This window comes from Tenacibaculum profundi, assembly GCF_057162725.1.
Genome location: NZ_CM169894.1, coordinates 39,295 through 63,314, shown reverse-complemented (window position 1 = coordinate 63,314; position 24,020 = coordinate 39,295). Strand labels below are relative to the sequence as shown.

Genomic DNA, 24,020 nt, shown 5'->3' with positions numbered 1-24,020 from the left:
TCTGTAACAAAAGATGTCAATGATTTTTCATCAACATCTAAAATACCATCATTATCATTATCTAAATCTATAACATCAATAACGCCATCTTTGTCGATATCATCTGGGCAAACAATTGATATTGTGTCATCCGTAACTGCAATGACTACTCCTGTCGTATAAGAAGCACCAATAACAGACCCGTCAGAATTTACTTGACCTCCTGCTACAGTAAGAGGATCTCCAGTTCCGTACTGCCCTCCATCACTTCCATCGACAAGGTTTCCATAGGCTTCATTGGCATCAGAACACCCATCATTATCACTATCCAAATCTAAATAATCAGGAATTGTATCCCCATCACTATCAATATCGAAACATCCTTCTAGTCTTCCAGATACCGTGTAATTCTCTATAGTAAAGCCACCACGTGTTACGGTTATCTTATAGTTTTCCAGAGGAACAGTACCTGTATACACCGTAGTTCCATTATGGGTATATGTCATATTTCCCAATTCGTCTACTTCCAATCTAAAGGTAGCTCCAATAATAGATGGTCCGTACCAACCGCTATTCGCAGCTCCATGACGTATGTACATCCCATTCGCTGAGTCGAATTGAAACTTGTATCCACCATCATCCCAGTTATTTCCTGTAATTTCCGTTCCACTAACGGGGAAAAAGCCTATCATTCCGTTTCCTGCATTAGTTATGGTTCCTTCCATTATGATTGGTAAGGTAAAGGTTTGATCGGAATAAGCCGTTGCCCAAGCTGCTCCATCAACTTGTAGCCTAGTCGTTATTGGAGCGGTGATATCTAAAGCAGCTGCTCCGTGCCAAGACAAATTTTCTGGATTTGTTGATGCTATTGGGTTACAATTTCTTTCATCTGTATCAAAAATTCCGTCATTATCATCATCCACATCAATAATATCTCCAATACCATCTCCATCCCAATCATTACATAAATTTTGAGCATCATCTAATGCATATTGGCTGTAAGTAGAAACATAATTAATATTTCCTGACACTCCTTCCTCAAATTGATCTAATAATCCGTTTTTATTGGCATCAATTCCAGTATTATATCCAACAGTATCATTTTCTGTTGCAAAGGTATTACCTGCTTCAACATCATCGGAGCAACCATCATCATCACTATCTAAATCGAGATGATCTGGAATCGTATCTCCATCATTATCGATATCGGAACAGGTAGTTGATTTATCTGAAACTGTAAAATTTTCAATATTAAAAGGTCCCGTTGAAATAGTTATTTTATAATCTTCCAATGGAACTATACCAGTGTAAACAATCGTTCCATTATGAATATAACTCATATTTCCTGCAACATCTACTTCTAACCTAAATGTAGTTCCTAAAATCGAAGGACCATGCCATCCACTAACTGCGGTTCCGTGGCGAACATACATTCCATTAGACGCATCAAATTGGAATTTATATCCTCCATCATCCCAATTTGAACCTGTAATTTCTGTTCCGCTAACTGGTAAAAAACCTATCATTCCATTAGATGCTGATGTAACAGTACCTTCTATTACTAATGGTAAAGTGAAAATTTGATCAGAGTAAGCAGTTGACCATGCAGTTCCTGTAACTGATAAAGTTGTTGAAATAGGCGATTGCACATTGGATTCAGCTGTTCCATGCCAAGTTATATCTCCTGATTTTGTAACTTCCAATACATTACAATTCTGTTCATCTGTATCTAATACTCCATCATTATCATCATCAATATCAACCAAATCATTAATTCCATCTCCATCAGTATCTGTACATGCATTAGTACTAGCATCCAATGCAAATGATTCATAAGTAGAAATATAATTTATATTTCCTGTAATACCATCTTCAAACTGATCGAGTAACCCATTACTGTTTGCGTCAGCTCCTAGATTGTAACTAATTAAATCATTATTTGAGATAGATGTATTTCCTGCTTCTACACCATCACTACAACCGTCTCCATCGCTATCTAAATCTAAATGATTGTAAACTGAATCTCCATCAGTATCTGAAGAACAGGTAGGTTTAGGATATAACTCAGAAATAAAATTATTTATATCGAATGTGATCTCTTTGACCCCACTGTAATAATTAGTTCCCGCAACACCATAAACTCTATATTTTTCATAAACAGTATTTGGATTGATGGTATTTATAAAAGTATCAGTTCCATTGGAAACCGTATTATGCGCTTTTGCTAATGATAAATCAATCCATATACTTCCATCATAGCCTTGAAGTTTAACCGTAGAGCTCGCATTACTTGTCATATACCAGTTCACCATTTCAAAATTAATTGCGTTGATAGCAATTGGTGCTACTGGTGTAATTTCAAAAAGCGTAACGTTAACAATATTTTGTGTTGGATTGAATGATGAATAAGTAGCTAAATCGTTATCAAAACTTCTTTCAATTCCTTCGTTTGATCTGGTGGTTAACTCGGTAGTAACCTCAGAAGGTACTGCTATTTCAGATAATGTATAGTAACAATTTGGAGATTCTGTGGCATCTAAAACACCATCATTATCATCATCTAAGTCAATTAAATCATTAATTCCATCTCCATCAGTATCCATACAAAAATTTAAGAAATCTCTGACTCCATATTGCAAATAGGTCGAGCTATAGTTTATGTTACCCGTATTACCGTCTTCAAACTGATCTAACAATCCATTTGAATTTGCATCTGTACCAGAATTATAGTTAGCAATGTCATTGCCATCTATTGCGGTATTACCTGCTTCAACACTATCAGAACATCCATCTCCATCACTATCTAAATCTAAAGCATTTGAAATACCATCATCATCAGTATCATTTGTACAAACAAAGCTAGAAAATAATCCCATTTCTCTAATTTGGGTAGTATTTCCTGCACCACCACCAGGAAATGTTTTAGTTTGAGATACTACAAATCTTTTGACATTATAATACAATTTAGAAAAATCAACATAGGTTGCCCCATTTGGATCATTTGGTATACTTGATAGGTATTCTTCTCCTAATAAAAAATTATTTTCATCATATATAAAAATAGTTGCCTCAGCAATTCCATCTGCTGGAATTACATAATCTTGATAAATTAAAAAACCAGTAACCGTAAGAGGGGCTACCAAGGTTAAATTATATAAAATTGGTATATCATAGTTAGAATCATCACCGCTTATATCTATCCAATGGGTATTACCTAATACAGTATCCCCATCAATAAGATGATCTGGAAAAATTACATCAGTATTGTTAATAGTACCAATATTTTCAACAGATATACTTTCTATATAGGTTGGTCCAATATAATCGTTTATACCTGAAGCTTCACAAGCTAACTCATCAATATCTAAGATCCCATCATTATCATCATCGATATCAATTAAATCACCAACACCATCCCCGTCGGTATCTAAACAGGCATTTAAGTTGCTATAATTAGCATAATTATAGGTAGAAGTATAATTAATAGTACCTGAGGTTCCATCTTCAAACTGATCTAATAATCCATTTTGATTTGAATCTGCCCCTGAATTATAATTAGCAATATCGTTATCATTTACTAAAGTATTCCCTGATTCTACGCTATCGGAACAGCCATCTCCATCACTATCTAAATCTAAATGATTGTAAACTGAATCTTCATCTGTATCATTGGTACAACTCGATTTTGGATGCAAAGAAGATTGGTATACATTAGCATCAACTTTAGGTATGATTTCATAAATACGGTTATAATAGGTTTTCCCTGAAATACCCAACAAACGATATTTTGAATAAGTACTACCTGTTGCATTAAAAGAATAAGTATACGTGTTATTTGTAGTTTCTGTTTCATTTAAAACGCCTGTTACATCAACCCAATTTGTCCCATCATACCCTTGCCATTTAAAGGTGGCCGTAGTTCTAAAAATACTATAATTGAAAATAACTTCTATCTCAGATAATTCTACTGGAAATAACATTTCTAATTCATAAACAGTTTCACCAGCAATATCTGTATCGTACACTCCATAGGAAGCTATGTCATTTAAAATACCATTATACAATTCTGAAAACTGATAAGAAGAGCTTGTATTGTAATTTGTTAGCGTGGTTGTAACATTTGAAATGACCACCTCGTCTGCAGTATAGTAACAATCTGGTGATTCTGTTGCATCCAACGCACCATCGTTATCATCATCTAAATCAATTAAATCATTAATTCCATCACCATCTGTATCTACACAAAAATTTAAGAAATCAGATAAGGCATACTCTGTATAGCTTGACGTATAATTGATTGTACCCGTGGTACTCTCTTCAAACTGATCTAATAAGCCATTTTGATTTGAATCGCTTCCTGTATTGTAATTTGTAACATCGTTATTTGAAATAGAGGTATTTCCTGCTTCTACACCATCACTACAACCGTCTCCATCGCTATCTAAATCTAAATGATTGTAAACTGAATCTCCATCAGTATCTGAAGAACAGGTAGGTTTAGGATATAACTCAGAAATAAAATTATTTATATCGAATGTGATCTCTTTAACCCCACTGTAATAATTGGTTCCTGCAACACCATAAATTCTATACTTTTCATAAACCGTATTCGGGTGGATCGTATTTATAAAAGTATCAACTCCATTGGCTATGGTATTATGCGCTTCTGCCAATGATAAATCAATCCATGTACTTCCATCATAGCCTTGAAGTTTAACCTCAGAACTCGCATTAGTAGTCATGTACCAGCTAACCATTTCAAAATTAATTGCATTAATAGCAATTGGTGCTACTGGGGTTATTTCAAATAGTGTAATATTGACAATATTTTGTGTTGGATTAAAAGATGAATAAGTAGCTAAATCATTATCAAAACTTCTCTCAATTCCTTCATTTGATCTGGTAGTTAACTCCGTAGTAACCTCAGAAGGTACTGCTATTTCAGATAATGTATAGTAACAATTTGGAGATTCTGTGGCATCTAAAACACCATCATTATCATCATCTAAGTCAACTAAATCATTAATTCCATCTCCATCAGTGTCTACACAAAAGTTTAAGAAATCACTTAAGGCATATTGTTCATAAGTTGAAGTATAGTTTATGCTACCTGTTGCTCCATCTTCAAATTCATCTAACAAACCATTCATATTGGCATCAGTACCTGTATTATAATTAGCAATGTCATTACTAGCTATTGAGATATTTCCTGATTCTACACTATCCGAACAACCATCACCATCAGAATCTAAATCTAGTCTATCAGGAATAGAATCACCATCAGTATCTTGATCTGTAACAATATCGATACACTCTCCTAAGGTAATATCCGTTTGAATATAAGGAACGGTGCCTGTTGACATGACGTTTTCAAGAGTCACACTAATACTCATACTATTTTCGTTACCTCCACCAGTCCAAGTAATTTGATTATATACACCCGGGAAAATTACTGTAGCATCACACTCACAACCTGAAATATTATTTCGAACGGTAGCCACGCCTCCTTGAATTACAATTACATCATGAGGGAACGTTGCTCCTGTATTCATTGAACTTATCATTAAACGAGGATTCAATACTGGCTTATCAAAATCAATAGTATGTGATCCAACATGATTTGAAGAAATCGAGGCATTAGTTGCATTTATAGGAGGGCAGAAATCATCCGTCTGGAAAGGTCCAGCAAAACCATGTAAGATACTTGAGGTAACGGTTGCATTTACCAGTTCCCCTTTTATCATTGCTACCCCATAAATTTCAGTATAACCATTATTTACAAAAGGGGCATCTACCCAACTTACATATTGATATTCTGGGTCAAATTCACAAGAGAAACATGATTTACCATTAGCAGATTCTTGATTATCTAAAATTCCATCATTATCATCATCAATATCGATTAAATCACCAACGCCATCTCCATCGGTATCTAAACATGCATTTAAGCTGTTATCGATAGCATAATTATAGGTTGAATTATAATTTATAGTATTTGAAATTCCATCTTCAAACTGATCTAATAATCCATTTTGATTTGAATCTGCCCCTGAATTATAATTAGCTATATCGTTATCATTTACTAAAGTATTCCCTGATTCTACGCTATCGGAACAGCCATCTCCATCACTATCTAAATCTAAATGATTGTAAACTGAATCTCCATCTGTATCATTGGTACAACTCGATTTTGGATGCAAAGAAGATTGGTATACATTAGCATCAACTTTAGGTATGATTTCATAAATACGGTTATAATAGGTTTTCCCTGAAACACCCAACAAACGATATTTTGAATAAGTACTACCTGTTGCATTAAAAGAATAAGTATACGTGTTATTTGTAGTTTCTGTTTCATTTAAAACGCCTGTTACATCAACCCAATTTGTCCCATCATACCCTTGCCATTTAAAGGTGGCCGTAGTTCTAAAAATACTATAATTGAAAATAACTTCTATCTCAGATAATTCTACTGGAAATAACATTTCTAATTCATAAACAGTTTCACCAGCAATATCTGTATCGTACACTCCATAGGAAGCTATGTCATTTAAAATACCATTATACAATTCTGAAAACTGATAAGAAGAGCTTGTATTGTAATTTGTTAGCGTGGTTGTAACATTTGAAATGACCACCTCGTCTGCAGTATAGTAACAATCTGGTGATTCTGTTGCATCCAACGCACCATCGTTATCATCATCTAAATCAATTAAATCATTAATTCCATCACCATCTGTATCTACACAAAAATTTAAGAAATCAGATAAGGCATACTCTGTATAGGTTGACGTATAATTGATAGTACCCGTGGTACCCTCTTCAAACTGATCTAATAAGCCATTTTGATTTGAATCGCTTCCTGTATTGTAATTTGTAACATCGTTATTTGAAATAGAGGTATTTCCTGATTCTACACTATCACTACAACCATCTCCATCACTATCTAAATCTAAATGATTGTAAACTGAATCTCCATCACTATCTGCAGAACAAATAGGTTTAGGATATAACTCAGAAACAAAATTATTTATATCGAATGTGATCTCTTTAACCCCACTGTAATAATTGGTTCCTGCAACACCATAAATTCTATACTTTTCATAAACCGTATTCGGGTGGATCGTATTTATAAAAGTATCAACTCCATTGGCTATGGTATTATGCGCTTCTGCCAATGATAAATCAATCCATGTACTTCCATCATAGCCTTGAAGTTTAACCTCAGAACTCGCATTAGTAGTCATGTACCAGCTAACCATTTCAAAATTAATTGCATTAATAGCAATTGGTGCTACTGGGGTTATTTCAAATAGTGTAATATTGACAATATTTTGTGTTGGATTAAAAGATGAATAAGTAGCTAAATCATTATCAAAACTTCTCTCAATTCCTTCATTTGATCTGGTAGTTAACTCCGTAGTAACCTCAGAAGGTACTGCTATTTCAGATAATGTATAGTAACAATTTGGAGATTCTGTGGCATCTAAAACACCATCATTATCATCATCTAAGTCAACTAAATCATTAATTCCATCTCCATCAGTGTCTACACAAAAGTTTAAGAAATCACTTAAGGCATATTGTTCATAAGTTGAAGTATAGTTTATGCTACCTGTTGCTCCATCTTCAAATTCATCTAACAAACCATTCATATTGGCATCAGTACCTGTATTATAATTAGCAATGTCATTACTAGCTATTGAGATATTTCCTGATTCAACACTATCCGAACAACCATCTCCATCAGAATCTAAATCTAGTCTATCAGGAATAGAATCACCATCAGTATCTTGATCTGTAACAATATCGATACACTCTCCTACGGTAATATCCGTTTGAATATAAGGAACAGTGCCTGTTGACATGACGTTTTCAAGAGTCACACTAATACTCATTCTATATTCGTTACCTCCCCCAGTCCAAGTAATTTGATTATATACACCCGGGAAAATTACTGTAGCATCACACTCACAACCTGAAATATTATTTCGAACGGTAGCCACGCCTCCTTGAATTACAATTACATCATGAGGGAACGTTGCTCCTGTATTCATTGAACTTATCATTAAACGAGGATTCAATACTGGCTTATCAAAATCAATAGTATGTGATCCAACATGATTTGAAGAAATCGAGGCATTAGTTGCATTTATAGGAGGGCAGAAATCATCCGTCTGGAAAGGTCCATCAAAACCATGTAAGATACTTGAGGTAACGGTTGCATTTACCAGTTCCCCTTTTATCATTGCTACCCCATAAATTTCAGTATAACCATTATTTACATAAGGGGCATCTACCCAACTTACATATTGATATTCTGGGTCAAATTCACAAGAGAAACATGATTTACCATTAGCAGATTCTTGATTATCTAAAATTCCATCATTATCATCATCAATATCGATTAAATCACCAACGCCATCTCCATCGGTATCTAAACATGCATTTAAGCTGTTATCGATAGCATAATTATAGGTTGAATTATAATTTATAGTATTTGAAATTCTATCTTCAAACTGATCTAATAATCCATTTTGATTTGAATCTACCCCTGAATTATGATTAACAATATCATTATTTGATACTGAAGTATTTCCTGCTTCAACGCTGTCAGAACAGCCATCACCATCACTATCTAAATCTAAATGATTGTACACTAAATCTCCATCACTATCAGCAGAACAGGTAGATCTAGGATATAACTCAGAAACAAAATTATTTATATCGAATGTGATCTCTTTAACCCCACTGTAATAATTAGTTCCTGCAACACCATAAATTCTATACTTTTCATAAACCGTATTCGGGTTAATGGTATTTATAAAAGTATCAGTTCCATTGGAAACCATATTATGCGCTTCTACCAATGATAAATCAATCCATGCACTTCCATCATAGCCTTGAAGTTTAACCTCAGAACCCGCATTAGTCGTCATATACCAGTTAATCATTTCAAAAGTAATTGCATTAATAGCAATTGGTGCCACTGGGGTTATTTCAAAGAGTGTAACATTAACAATATTTTGTGTTGGGTTGAAAGAGGAATAAGTTGCTAAATCATTATCAAAACTTCTCTCAATTCCTTCATTTGATCTGGTGGTTAACCCCGTAGTTACCTTAAAAGGTATGGTAATTTCCGATTCAGTATAATAACAATCTGGAGATTCAGTAGCGTCTAATGTTCCATCATTATCATCATCAATATCTGTTAAATCATTAACACCATCTCCATCATTGTCAGCACAAAAGTTTAAGAAATCACTTAATGCATATTGTTCATAAGTTGAAGTATAGTTTATATCGCCTGTTGCTCCATCTTCGAACTGATCTAATAATCCATTGTTGTTGGCATCAGTTCCTGTATTATAATTTGTAATATCATTACTTGTTGAAACCGTGTTTCCTGCTTCTACACCATCAGAACATCCATCACCATCACTGTCTAAATCTAAATGATTGTAAACTGAATCTCCATCACTATCTACAGAACAAGTAGGTTTAGGATATAACTCAGAAACAAAATTATTTATATCGAATGTGATCTCTTTAACCCCACTGTAATAATTAGTTCCTGCAACACCATAAATTCTATACTTTTCATAAACCGTATTCGGGTGGATCGTATTTATAAAAGTATCAACTCCATTGGCTATGGTATTATGCGCTTCTGCCAATGATAAATCAATCCATGTACTTCCATCATAGCCTTGAAGTTTAACCTCAGAGCTCGCATTAGTAGTCATGTACCAGCTAACCATTTCAAAATTAATTGCATTAATAGCAATTGGTGCTACTGGGGTTATTTCAAAAAGTGTAATATTGACAATATTTTGTGTTGGATTAAAAGATGAATAAGTAGCTAAATCATTATCAAAACTTCTCTCAATTCCTTCATTTGATCTGGTAGTTAACTCCGTAGTAACCTCAGAAGGTACTGCTATTTCAGATAATGTATAGTAACAATTTGGAGATTCTGTGGCATCTAAAACACCATCATTATCATCATCTAAGTCAACTAAATCATTAATTCCATCTCCATCAGTGTCTATACAAAAGTTTAAGAAATCACTTAAGGCATATTGTTCATAAGTTGAAGAATAGTTTATGCCACCTGTTGCTCCATCTTCAAACTGATCTAATAATCCGTTTAGATTTGAATCTGTTCCAGTTTTATAATTGATAATATCATTATTAGCTATTGGAGTATTTCCTGCTTCTACACCATCCGAACACCCGTCTCCATCACTGTCTAAATCTAAGGCATTTGGAATTCCATCTCCATCTGAATCTAAAGAACAAACGATGGCTTCCGATTCTTCAAAATCAAGATTTATTAGTTCCTTATCTCCTTTATTTGCTATGTAAAACCTATAATCTGTTATAGGTAATCCAGACTGCGTGTATAAAACGACTCCGTCAACAAATAAAGTTAAAGTTCCTGAAGAATCAATCGTTATTCTATGTGTTTTGTTTTGTGAACTTGCTGTTGATACCCCATAGGTTTGATCATATCTTGCATAACTTGTGGTATTTGAAAGAAAAAAACCGAAAGCTATAGAATTCCAATTATTTACGGCTATAACTCCTCCAATTGGAGTCAAACCAAACATTTTTTCTGCACTAGTAGTACTGTAAGTAAAGGAAACATCCAAAGGCAATGAGAATGTTTCGTTTGAAAAACGATTTCTCCAGCCAGTGCCACTTGTATTAATCGAATTAGCAGTTGTACTGACGCTCATTGATGCGTCTTCTGTAGTCCATGTTAATGTTGAAAAATCAAACTTTAAAACACCACAACCTTCATTCTCATCTAAAATTCCATCATTATCATCATCGATATCGATTAAATCACCAACGCCATCTCCATCGGAGTCCAAACAGACATTTAAATCACTATCGATAGCATAATTATAGGTTGAATTATAATTGATAGTATTTGAAGTTCCATCTTCAAACTGATCTAATAATCCATTTTGATTTGAATCTGCCCCTGAATTATGATTAGAAATGTCATTATCATTTACTAAAGTATTCCCTGATTCTACGCTGTCAGAACAGCCATCGCCATCACTATCTAAATCTAAATGATTGTAAACTGAATCTCCATCTGTATCATTAGTACAACTCGATTTTAGATACAAAGAAGATTGGTATACATTAGCATCAACTTTGGGTATGATTTCATAAATACGGTTATGATAGGTTTTCCCTGAAATACCTAACAATCGGTATTTTGAATAGATACTACCTGTTGCGTTCAAAGGATAAGTATACGTGTTATTTGTAGTTTCTGTTTCATTTAAAACGCCTGTTACATCAACCCAATTCGTTCCGTCAAACCCCTGCCATTTAAAGGTTGCTGCCGTTCTAAAAATACTGTAATTAAATACAACATCTATTTCTGTTAATTCCACAGGAAATAACATTTCTATTTCATAAATAGTTTCTCCAGTAATATCAGTATTGTTGACTCCGTATGATGCTATGTCATTTAAAATACCATCATACAATTTTGAAAATTGATAAGAAGAACCTGTATTGTAATTTGTTAGCGTGGTTTTAACATTTGAAATTGCTACCTCTTCCGTAGTATAGTAACAATCTGGTGATTCTATAGCATCTAAAATCCCATCATTATCATCGTCTAAATCAACTAAATCATTAATTCCATCGCCGTCAGTATCTACACAAAAGTTTAAGAAATCGCTAAGTGCATACTCTGTATAGCTTGACGTATAATTGATAGTACCTGTCACCCCATTCTCAAACTGATCTAATAAGCCATTTTGATTTGAATCTGTACCTGAATTATGATTAGAAATGTCATTATCATTTACTAAAGTATTCCCTGATTCTACGCTATCGGAACAGCCATCTCCATCACTATCTAAATCTAAATGATTGTAAACTGAATCTCCATCACTATCTGCAGAACAAATAGGTTTAGGATATAACTCAGAAACAAAATTATTTATATCGAATGTGATCTCTTTAACCCCACTGTAATAATTGGTTCCTGCAACACCATAAATTCTATACTTTTCATAAACCGTATTCGGGTGGATCGTATTTATAAAAGTATCAATTCCATTGGCTATGGTATTATGCGCTTCTGCCAATGATAAATCAATCCATGTACTTCCATCATAGCCTTGAAGTTTAACCTCAGAACTCGCATTAGTAGTCATGTACCAGCTAACCATTTCAAAATTAATTGCATTAATAGCAATTGGTGCTACTGGGGTTATTTCAAAAAGTGTAATATTGACAATGTTTTGTGTTGGATTAAAAGATGAATAAGTAGCTAAATCATTATCAAAACTTCTCTCAATTCCTTCATTTGATCTGGTAGTTAACTCCGTAATAACCTCAGAAGGTACTGCTATTTCAGATAATGTATAGTAACAATTTGGAGATTCTGTGGCATCTAAAACACCATCATTATCATCATCTAAGTCAACTAAATCATTAATTCCATCTCCATCAGTATCAGCACAAAAGTTTAAGAAATCACTTAAGGCATATTGTTCATAAGTTGAAGTGTAGTTAATATCTCCATTAGTCCCATCTTCGAACTGATCTAATAAACCATTGTTATTGGCATCTGTTCCTGCATTATAATTTGTAATATCATTACTTGTTGGAACCGTGTTTCCTGCTTCTACACTATCAGAACATCCATCACCGTCACTGTCTAGATCTAAATGATCTAAAATTGTATCCCCATCGGTATCTTGATTTATGCAATAATTTCTTTTTAGATAAATATCCCCAAAGGCAACATCTTGAGCAGAAGCAGGATTGTTTTCATAAATTTCTACTTTCGCTATATTGTCACTTCCAGATTGATAGCTAAACACAGTTCCTCCGTCAGGAGCCGTATTTGAGTAAAGAAGATTATCGTTACTATCGTATACATTAAAATATATAGTTCCTCCATTTCCTATGGGATCACCATGCATTTCTATATAATTGACATTATTCACGAATGTCATTCCAACTCCTGACCAATTTAAGCTTCCAGAAGTATTTGCTCCTCCGACAACAAGACTACCTACGAAACCTCCATGCGAAGATCTTATTACTGCTGGATAACCGCTTAATGAATAAAATATCATTCCATATGAACTTTCAAGTTGATTGCTTAACTCAGAACCAGAGACCAAAGAAGAAAAATCCACTAATGTTCTTGTTTTAAATGATAAAGAACAATCTCTTTCTATGATATCTAAAACACCATCATTATCATCATCAATATCGATTAAATCACCAACGCCATCTCCATCAGAGTCCAAACAGGCATTTAAATCACTATCGATAGCATAATTATAGGTTGAATTATAATTGATAGTATTTGAAGTTCCATCTTCAAACTGATCTAATAATCCATTTTGATTTGAATCTGCCCCTGAATTATGATTGGCAATATCATTGTTTGATACTAAAGTATTCCCTACTTCAACGCTGTCAGAACAACCATCGCCATCACTATCTAAATCTAAATGATTGTAAACTGAATCTCCATCCAAATCATTACTGCAACTCAACTTTGGGTGTAATGAAGGAACATATAAACTAGAATCTACTTTCGGTATTATTTCATAAATCCTGTTGTAGTATGTTTTGCCTGAAACCCCTAACAGTCGGTACTTAGAGTATTCTTTTCCTGTTACATTAAAAGGATAAGTATACGTATTATTTGTAGTTTCTGCTTCATTTAAAACGCCTGTTACATCAACCCAATTTGTCCCATCATACCCCTGCCATTTAAAGGTGGCAGTAGTTCTAAAAATACTATAATTAAATACAACTTCTATCTCAGTTAATTCTACTGGAAATAACATTTCTAATTCATAAACAGTCTCACCAGTAATATCTGTATCGTACACTCCATAGGAAGCTATGTCATTTAAAATACCATCATGCAATTCTGAAAACTGATAAGAAGAACTTGTATTGTAATTTGTTAGCGTGGTTGTGACATTTGAAATGGCCACCTCGTCTGCAGTATAATAACAATCTGGCGATTCTGTTGCATCTAAAACCCCATCATTGTCATCATCTAAGTCAACTAAATCATTAATTCCATCTCCATCAGTGTCTACACAAAAGTTTAAGAAATCACTTAATGCATACTGTGAATATTTTGAAGTATAATTGATAGTACCTGTCACTCCATCTTCAAACTGATCTAATAATCCGTTTAGATTTGAATCTGTTCCAGTTTTATAATTGATAACATCATTATTAGCTATTGGAGTATTTCCTGCTTCTACACCATCCGAACACCCGTCTCCATCACTGTCTAAATCTAAGGCATTTGGAATTCCATCTCCATCTGAATCTAAAGAACAAACGATGGCTTCCGATTCTTCAAAATCAAGATTTATTAGTTCCTTATCTCCTTTATTTGCTACGTAAAACCTATAATCTGTTATAGGTAATCCAGACTGCGTGTATAAAACGACTCCGTCAACAAATAAAGTTAAAGTTCCTGAAGAATCAATCGTTATTCTATGTGTTTTGTTTTGTGAACTTGCTGTTGATACCCCATAGGTTTGATCATATCTTGCATAACTTGTGGTATTTGAAAGAAAAAAACCGAAAGCTGTAGAATTCCAATTATTTACGGCTATAACTCCTCCAATTGGAGTCAAACCAAACATTTTTTCTGCACTAGTAGTACTGTAAGTGAAGGAAACATCCAAAGGCAATGAGAATGTTTCGTTTGAAAAACGATTTCTCCAGCCAGTGCCACTTGTATTAATCGAATTAGCAGTTGTACTGACGTTCATTGATGCGTCTTCTGTAGTCCATGTTAATGTTGAAAAATCAAACTTTAAAACACCACAACCTTCATTCTCATCTAAAATTCCATCATTATCATCATCGATATCGATTAAATCACCAACGCCATCTCCATCGGAGTCCAAACAGACATTTAAATCACTATCGATAGCATAATTATAGGTTGAATTATAATTGATAGTATTTGAAGTTCCATCTTCAAACTGATCTAATAATCCATTTTGATTTGAATCTGTCCCTGAATTATGATTGGCAATATCATTGTTTGATACTAAAGTATTCCCTGCTTCAACGCTGTCAGAACAACCATCACCATCACTATCTAAATCTAAATGATTGTAAACTGAATCTCCATTACTATCTGCAGAACAAGCAGGTTTAGGATATAACTCAGAAACAAAATTATTTATATCGAATGTGATCTCTTTAACCCCACTATAATAATTGGTTCCTGCAACACCATAAATTCTATACTTTTCATAAACCCTATTCGAGTGGATCGTATTTATAAAAGTATCCGTTCCATTAGCCACTGTATTATGTGCCTCAGCAACTGATAAATCAACCCATATACTTCCGTTGAACCCTTGAAGCTTAGCTATAGAACTAGCATTTGTTGTCATGTACCAATTCACCATTTCAAAATTAATTGTATTAATAGCAATTGGTACTACTGGGGTTATTTCAAAAAGTGTAATATTGGCAATATTTTGTGTTGGATTAAAAGATGAATAAGTAGCTAAATCATTATCAAAACTTCTCTCAATTTCTTCATTTGATCTGGTAGTTAACTCTGTAGTTACCTTAAAAGGTATGGTTATTTCCGATTCAGTATAATAACAATTAGGTGATTCTATTGCATCCAATACCCCATCATTATCATCATCAATATCAACCAAATCATTGACTCCATCTCCATCAGTATCAGTACAAAAGTTTAAGAAATCACTTAAGGCATATTGTTCATAAGTTGAAGTGTAATTTATACCACCTGTTACTCCATCTTCAAATTCATCTAACAAACCATTCATATTGGCATCAGTACCTGTATTAAAGTTTACAAGGTCGTTATTTGTAGGAGGTGTATTTCCTGCTTCAACACTATCAGAACAACCATCTCCATCACTGTCTAAATCTAAAGAATCTACAATTCCATCTCCATCTGAATCATTATTACAGATAAATCTTTTCAAAGATTCATCCAGCAAATAAGACACAATATTATTTAAATATATGTCTAAAGAATTAGAAGGGGTATTTCCTTGAGCTAAATATCCTAGCTCATCAAAAATAAATACTGCCCTCCCTTTTGTTGTCCCAGGCGAACCTGCTATCCAACCAGCAACCTCTCCATTGGAATTTATCGTTCCTAAAACAATAGCTTCTGGTGGTAATTGAGAAACTGAAAGGGTTCCTGCAGGAGGAGTATTACCTATATTTGACACTCCTCTAACATCTCCAAAAACACCATTAAGAATATTAGCTTGACCCAAGCTAAATGGCTGAGAACCGTGAACAGTACCCACAGCACCTGAAAAACCAAATTTAGACATTAATGTAGATCCCGCACCAATATTATAAGAGTGAAGTACTGTTCCTCCTAATACGACATAGTCATAAATTTTTTGAGATTGTACCTCAGTCGGATCACCAGTCCCCATATTAATAATGGTATATTTTTCTAAAAGTTCTTCCGCTGATAAATTATTTAAATCATTAGTAACATCTATAAAACTAAAAGGATTATCTACAGCTGAATAAATACCCTCTCCTCCATAATTCTCTGAATTTGCTAATTGATATTGAATTGCCGTTGTCCCAAAAGGATAACTTCCTGAATATCCAAGGGTAGGTGTACCTATCATTTCACAACTTGAATTTTCCAAAATATCCAAAACACCATCGTTATCATCATCGATATCAATTAAATCTCCAACACCATCTCCATCGGAGTCCAAACAGACATTTAAATCACTATCGATAGCATAACTATAGGTTGAATTATAATTGATAGTATTTGAAGTTCCATCTTCAAACTGATCTAATAATCCATTTTGATTTGAATCTGCCCCTGAATTATGATTGGCAATATCATTGTTTGATACTAAAGTATTCCCTGCTTCAACGCTGTCAGAACAACCATCGCCATCACTATCTAAATCTAAATGATTGTAAACTGAATCTCCATCTAAATCATTACTGCAACTCAACTTTGGGTGTAATGAAGGAACATATACACTAGAATCTACTTTCGGTATTATTTCATAAATCCTGTTGTAATATGTTTTGCCTGAAACCCCTAACAGTCGGTACTTAGAGTATTCTTTTCCTGTCACATTAAAAGGATAAGTATACGTATTATTTGTAGTTTCTGCTTCATTTAAAACTCCTGTTACATCTACCCAATTTGCTCCATCATATCCCTGCCATTTAAAGGTTGCTGCCGTTCTAAAAATACTGTAATTAAATACAACATCTATTTCTGTTAATTCCACAGGAAATAACATTTCTATTTCATAAATAGTTTCTCCAGTAATATCAGTATTGTTGACTCCGTATGATGCTAGATCATTTAATACACTATCATACAATTCTGAAAACTCGTAAGATGTACTTATAGCGTAATTTGTTAGCGTGGTAGTAACCTTTGAAATTGCTACTTCCTCTGAAGTATAATAACAAGTAGGAGATTCCGTCCCGTCTAAAATTCCATCATTATCATCGTCTAAGTCGACCAAATCATTAATACCATCTCCATCAGTATCAGCACAAAAGTTTAAAAAACCACTTAATGCATACTGTGAATATTTTGAAGTATAATTGATAGTACCTGTCGCTCCATCTTCAAACTGATCTAGTAATCCATTTTCATTTATATCAACTCCTACATTATAATTTGCTATGTCATTATTTATACTTAATGTATTTCCTGCCTCTACGCTATCGGAACAGCCATCTCCATCACTATCTAAATCTAAATGATTAGGAATAGTATCGTTATCCGTATCGATAGTTACACACCCACCAATGATCGGTATTAATTGGTCGCCTTCTAAAATTCTAATATCATCAACAACCGGATAATTATAAGCCGAAGAACCACCTGTGTGATTATCTGAGCCTGAATGTGCAAAAAATTCCAATCTTTGAGTTACTGCTGTCGCTGTAAAAAGTAATCGTTGCTCTTCCCACACTTGATTTCCCTCACCAAGATAGGGTTGCTCATTACTAGCTTGTAATTCACTTCCGAACAAAACATCATAACGTGCAAGATCATTGAATTGGGTAGTTCCTTGGATTCCCGCATGAGCTTGATAGAAAACTACTGTGTATTGCTCTCCTATTGTTAAACCAACAATATTTTTATAAAAAGATTCTCCTGTTCCTGTATTATTAGTCGAACCTCCTACAAATACGCCTCCATCGGGTGATGATGGCATACCATCCGCTATTCCTCCCCATGTACCCGAGCCTGTGTTGGGCATTGGTGACTGCCACGAATCTGGGGTTCCACTTCCATCGATCCAACCTCCTGAATTAACATTTCCATTATAGGCATCTGTGCTAGCAACATCTACCAAATCTTCAAAAGTCCCATCAACACCTAAATTAATACTTGTATTACAATTTAATCCTTCATCAACATCCAAAACTCCATCGTTGTCATCATCAATATCAATTAAGTCTCCTATACCATCTCCATCAGTATCAACACAAGTACTTAATAAACTTTCTATCGCATAGGCATAGGTTGATTCAAAATTTATACTTCCTGTAATTCCTTCTTCAAACTGATCCAATAACCCATTTGAATTCGTATCCACTCCAGTGTTGTAATTAATAATGTCATTATTTGTTACTAATGTATTTCCTGATTCAACACCATCAGAACAACCATCTCCATCGCTATCTAGATCCAAGCTATTAACAGTAATATCATTGTCTGTATTTTCGGAATAACAAACATTAGCTACTAAAGAGAATCCTTCGTCTCTTAAATCAGCAACACCAGCAAGTGCCATATGCGAAGCATTAATTTGGAAGGCAGAAGGCAATAAGTTTGTATTGAATATTATTTTCCATGTTGGTTGACTGGTATGTTCATATTCAGCACCTTGAACTATGGCTTGTCCTGAATTTATTATTGTTCCATCAGCGATGTCTAATTGATTATCTGGATCAATAACTGTTGCAGTTACGGCAGGGCTCCATGATAAAGTTATTGTTTGTTCATCATTATTGTTTTCTGTGTCTGTATTTTTTATAAGATTAGGTCCCCATTCGATACTTCCTAATAAGCTTCCCAACTGAGGAATTACTGTAAAAGCTACCTCATAATCTCCTAAATTTGTATCATCAACTATATAATGAATTCCGGCAGATCTAGAAATAATATTCGATGCATCCAATGCCGCGCTCAAATTTGTAAATTGGATATCAAAATCAGCAATACCTAATCCACTTGTAAAAGTCCCTTGAATTTGTTGACTTCCTGCTGTTAAAACTGTATTACTTACTGTTACCGCACCCGCTTTACAAGATAATTCAATAGTATCAAGGATACCATCATTATCATCATCAATGTCTATTAAATCATTTACGCCATCACCATCTGTGTCAGCACATGCATTAGTAATAACACTCAGTGCATAGTAATAGGTAGAATTATAATTAATACTTCCTGTTGCACCATCCTCAAATTGATCCAATAATCCGTTTAAATTTGCATCTACTCCTGTATTATAGTTAGTGATATCATTATTATCCTTAATTGTATTTCCTGACTCAACGCTGTCCGAACATCCGTCTCCATCACTGTCTAAGTCTAAATGATTAGGAATAGTATCGTTATCCGTATCGATAGTTACACACCCACCAATGATCGGTATTAATTGGTCGCCTTCTAAAATTCTAATATCATCAACAACCGGATAATTATAAGCCGAAGAACCACCTGTGTGATTATCTGAGCCTGAATGTGCAAAAAATTCCAATCTTTGAGTTACTGCTGTCGCTGTAAAAAGTAATCGTTGCTCTTCCCACACTTGATTTCCCTCACCAAGATAGGGTTGCTCATTACTAGCTTGTAATTCACTTCCGAACAAAACATCATAACGTGCAAGATCATTGAATTGGGTAGTTCCTTGGATTCCCGCATGAGCTTGATAGAAAACTACTGTGTATTGCTCTCCTATTGTTAAACCAACAATATTTTTATAAAAAGATTCTCCTGTTCCTGTATTATTAGTCGAACCTCCTACAAATACGCCTCCATCGGGTGATGATGGCATACCATCCGCTATTCCTCCCCATGTACCCGAGCCTGTGTTGGGCATTGGTGACTGCCACGAATCTGGGGTTCCACTTCCATCGATCCAACCTCCTGAATTAACATTTCCATTATAGGCATCTGTGCTAGCAACATCTACCAAATCTTCAAAAGTCCCATCAACACCTAAATTAATACTTGTATTACAATTTAATCCTTCATCAACATCCAAAACTCCATCGTTGTCATCATCAATATCAATTAAGTCTCCTATACCATCTCCATCAGTATCAACACAAGTACTTAATAAACTTTCTATCGCATAGGCATAGGTTGATTCAAAATTTATACTTCCTGTAATTCCTTCTTCAAACTGATCCAATAACCCATTTGAATTCGTATCCACTCCAGTGTTGTAATTAATAATGTCATTATTTGTTACTAATGTATTTCCTGATTCAACACCATCAGAACAACCATCTCCATCGCTATCTAGATCCAAGCTATTAACAGTAATATCATTGTCTGTATTTTCGGAATAACAAACATTAGCTACTAAAGAGAATCCTTCGTCTCTTAAATCAGCAACACCAGCAAGTGCCATATGCGAAGCATTAATTTGGAAGGCAGAAGGCAATAAGTTTGTATTGAATATTATTTTCCATGTTGGTTGACTGGTATGTTCATATTCAGCACCTTGAACTATGGCTTGTCCTGAATTTATTATTGTTCCATCAGCGATGTCTAATTGATTATCTGGATCAATAACTGTTGCAGTTACGGCAGGGCTCCATGATAAAGTTATTGTTTGTTCATCATTATTGTTTTCTGTGTCTGTATTTTTTATAAGATTAGGTCCCCATTCGATACTTCCTAATAAGCTTCCCAACTGAGGAATTACTGTAAAAGCCACCTCATAATCTCCTAAATTTGTATCATCAACTATATAATGAATTCCGGCAGATCTAGAAATAATATTCGATGCATCCAATGCCGCGCTCAAATTTGTAAATTGGATATCAAAATCAGCAATACCTAATCCACTTGTAAAAGTCCCTTGAATTTGTTGACTTCCTGCTGTTAAAACTGTATTACTTACTGTTACCGCACCCGCTTTACAAGATAATTCAATAGTATCAAGGATACCATCATTATCATCATCAATGTCTATTAAATCATTTACGCCATCACCATCTGTGTCAGCACATGCATTAGTAATAACACTCAGTGCATAGTAATAGGTAGAATTATAATTAATACTTCCTGTTGCACCATCCTCAAATTGATCCAATAATCCGTTTAAATTTGCATCTACTCCTGTATTATAGTTAGTGATATCATTATTATCCTTAATTGTATTTCCTGACTCAACACTATCCGAACACCCATCTCCATCACTATCTAAATCCAAATGGTTTGAAAAATCATCGGAATCTGAATTTAGAGAACAAACCAAATAACCATTAGGATCTTCAAAATCAAGATTTATTAATTCTTTGTCTCCATTATTTGCTATGTAAAATCTATAATCCGTGGTAGATAATCCAGATTGTGTATACAAAACAACTCCGTCAACATATAAAGTTAATGTTCCTGAAGAATCAATTATTATTCTATGTACTTTATTTTGTGAACTTGATGTAGAGGTTCCATAAGTTTGATTATATCTAGCATAACTTGTTGAATTTGAAATATAAAAACCATATGCCATTGAATTCCAATTATCGGTCACTACAGTACCTTCAGCAGGTGCAAAACCAAACATTTTTTCTGCACTAGTTGTATTGTAAGTAAAAGAAATATCTAATGGTAACGAAAATGTTTCGTTTGAAAAACGATTTCTCCAACCAGTACCACTTGTGTTTATGGAATTGGTTGTAGTGGTAACATTCATAGAAGCATCTTCTTCAGTCCATGTTAATGTTGAAAAATCGAGTTTTGATAATTCACATCCTTCATCTATATCCAAGATTCCATCATTATCATCATCTATATCTATCAAATCACCAACCCCATCTCCATCTGTATCGGCACAAGCATTTAAATTTGAATCGTCAGCGAAATGATAAGTTAACGTATAATTAATATTGCTAGTTGCACCATCCTCAAATTGATCCAATAATCCGTTTAGATTTGCATCTACTCCTGTATTATAGTTAGTGATATCATTATTATCCTTAATTGTATTTCCTGACTCAACGCTGTCCGAACATCCGTCTCCATCGCTATCTAAATCTAAACGATTAACAATACCATCATTATCGGTATCTCTTGTTGAATCCCCCTTATCTTCATCTGTATCCAATACACCATCATTATCATCATCGATATCTATTAAATCACCAATGCCATCTCCATCTGTATCGGCACAAGCATTTAAATTATTATCAATAGCGTAACTGTAAGTTGAAACATAGTTTATAGTACCGGTAGTTCCATCTTCAAACTCATCTAACAAACCGTTTGAGTTTGAATCAGCTCCTGATTTATAGTTTATCGTATCATTATTAGACCCTAGAGTATTTCCTGACTCTACGGAATCGCTACATCCATCTCCATCACTATCTAAATCAAGTTCATTAACAATACCGTCTCCGTCAATATCACATGAAGTTACCTCTAATTTATAAACATGTATCGCATCTAACAACAAATCAGCTGATTGAAGTCCATCATTATTACTTTCATCTTCTATTCGTAATTCCATGCTATTAGCTGTAGCTGTAAAAGGACCAATCGCTACGGTTTCAAAAGGTGCATTTTGTCCCCAAGGAGGTAGACTCATTGTAGGTGTTCTAAGAATTTCTCCTCCTAAAATTACTTTCCACTGCCCTGTACACCCTCCCCATGTATAGTGGTAAATTGATTGTTCCAGTGAAATGTAATACTCTTCTCCTATTTCAAAACCACTAACTGTTCTATAAATACCTTCGATATAGGAAGTACCATAACTAGTAGACCTCACAATAACTCCACTATTATTTGAATCATTAACAAAACTTCCTCCATCTATTGTATTGTTAATTGTAATTAAATCTGAAGAATTAATATTTGTCCATCCATTAGGAACTTGAGAATTAGGTGCATTTAAAGCACTCCCTGAAAATTCATCAAAAAACAAGGTACTATTAGTTTCAGAACACTCTTGACTATCTAGTACACCGTCATTATCATCATCAATATCAATATCATTATTAATACCATCACCATCAGTATCCTCTGTAGATATTTGAGAGGCTGGTATGTAAATATGTATGGTACTCTTATCTAAAGAACTGTTCAATGTAGCGTCCCAAAGAATTGTATTAGAGGCTCCTGGATTAATTGAAAAAGTTCTCATATGCCATTGTCCGTCCCAAGGAATTTCTTCTGCGACAACAGGTGCTCCATTAATAACAACATTTGCTGTATTGCCTGGTTGAGCGGCAATGGGCCCTGACCCCGATTGATTGGTGCCAAATCCACCGAAGTAAATATTAATATAGTCTGCTCCTGCAGGGGCTGTAAAAGTAGTTTGAGTAGCTTCATCGAGATTTACTGACATAAAAGAATTTGAAATCCCGTCTGGACTCAGTACAGTAATGCTACCTGATGAAGAATAGTGATTATAACCAATCCAACTAGACAAAGATGATATATCAGGTGTTCCTTTTAACATTGACCAACCAGAAGGTACGCATCCAGTGCATGGTGAACCTGTAGTTGGATATGGGAATGTCCATTGAGCTTTTAAATCTTGTATCCCTAAAAGAACAAAAAAAATTAAAAAAAAAATATATTTTATTTTAAAAAAAATCGAGTTAAAAGTATTTACGACATAGCAAGCTGTTGTTTTTTTAAAAAAAATGTAAGGTAGTTTGCTTGTATTGTTTCTAAACTTAATACCAAATGAAAATATAGTGAGTGGAAACAAATCGTAAAATAAACTTTTTTTACCAAGAATACTATGAGTTAATCGCAT

Annotated in this window: 1 protein-coding gene (running past one end of the window); it reads right to left on the bottom strand. The window is 34.2% G+C overall.

Annotated features, from left to right (window positions below; translation table 11 throughout):
* Window positions 1-24,020, bottom strand: the 5' portion of a protein-coding gene (locus tag AC2GW8_RS00185; protein WP_440880785.1) for a Calx-beta domain-containing protein. It extends 13,744 nt beyond the left edge of the window; the window shows 24,020 of its 37,764 coding nt (coding positions 1-24,020); its start codon is at window positions 24,018-24,020; its stop codon lies beyond the left edge, outside the window.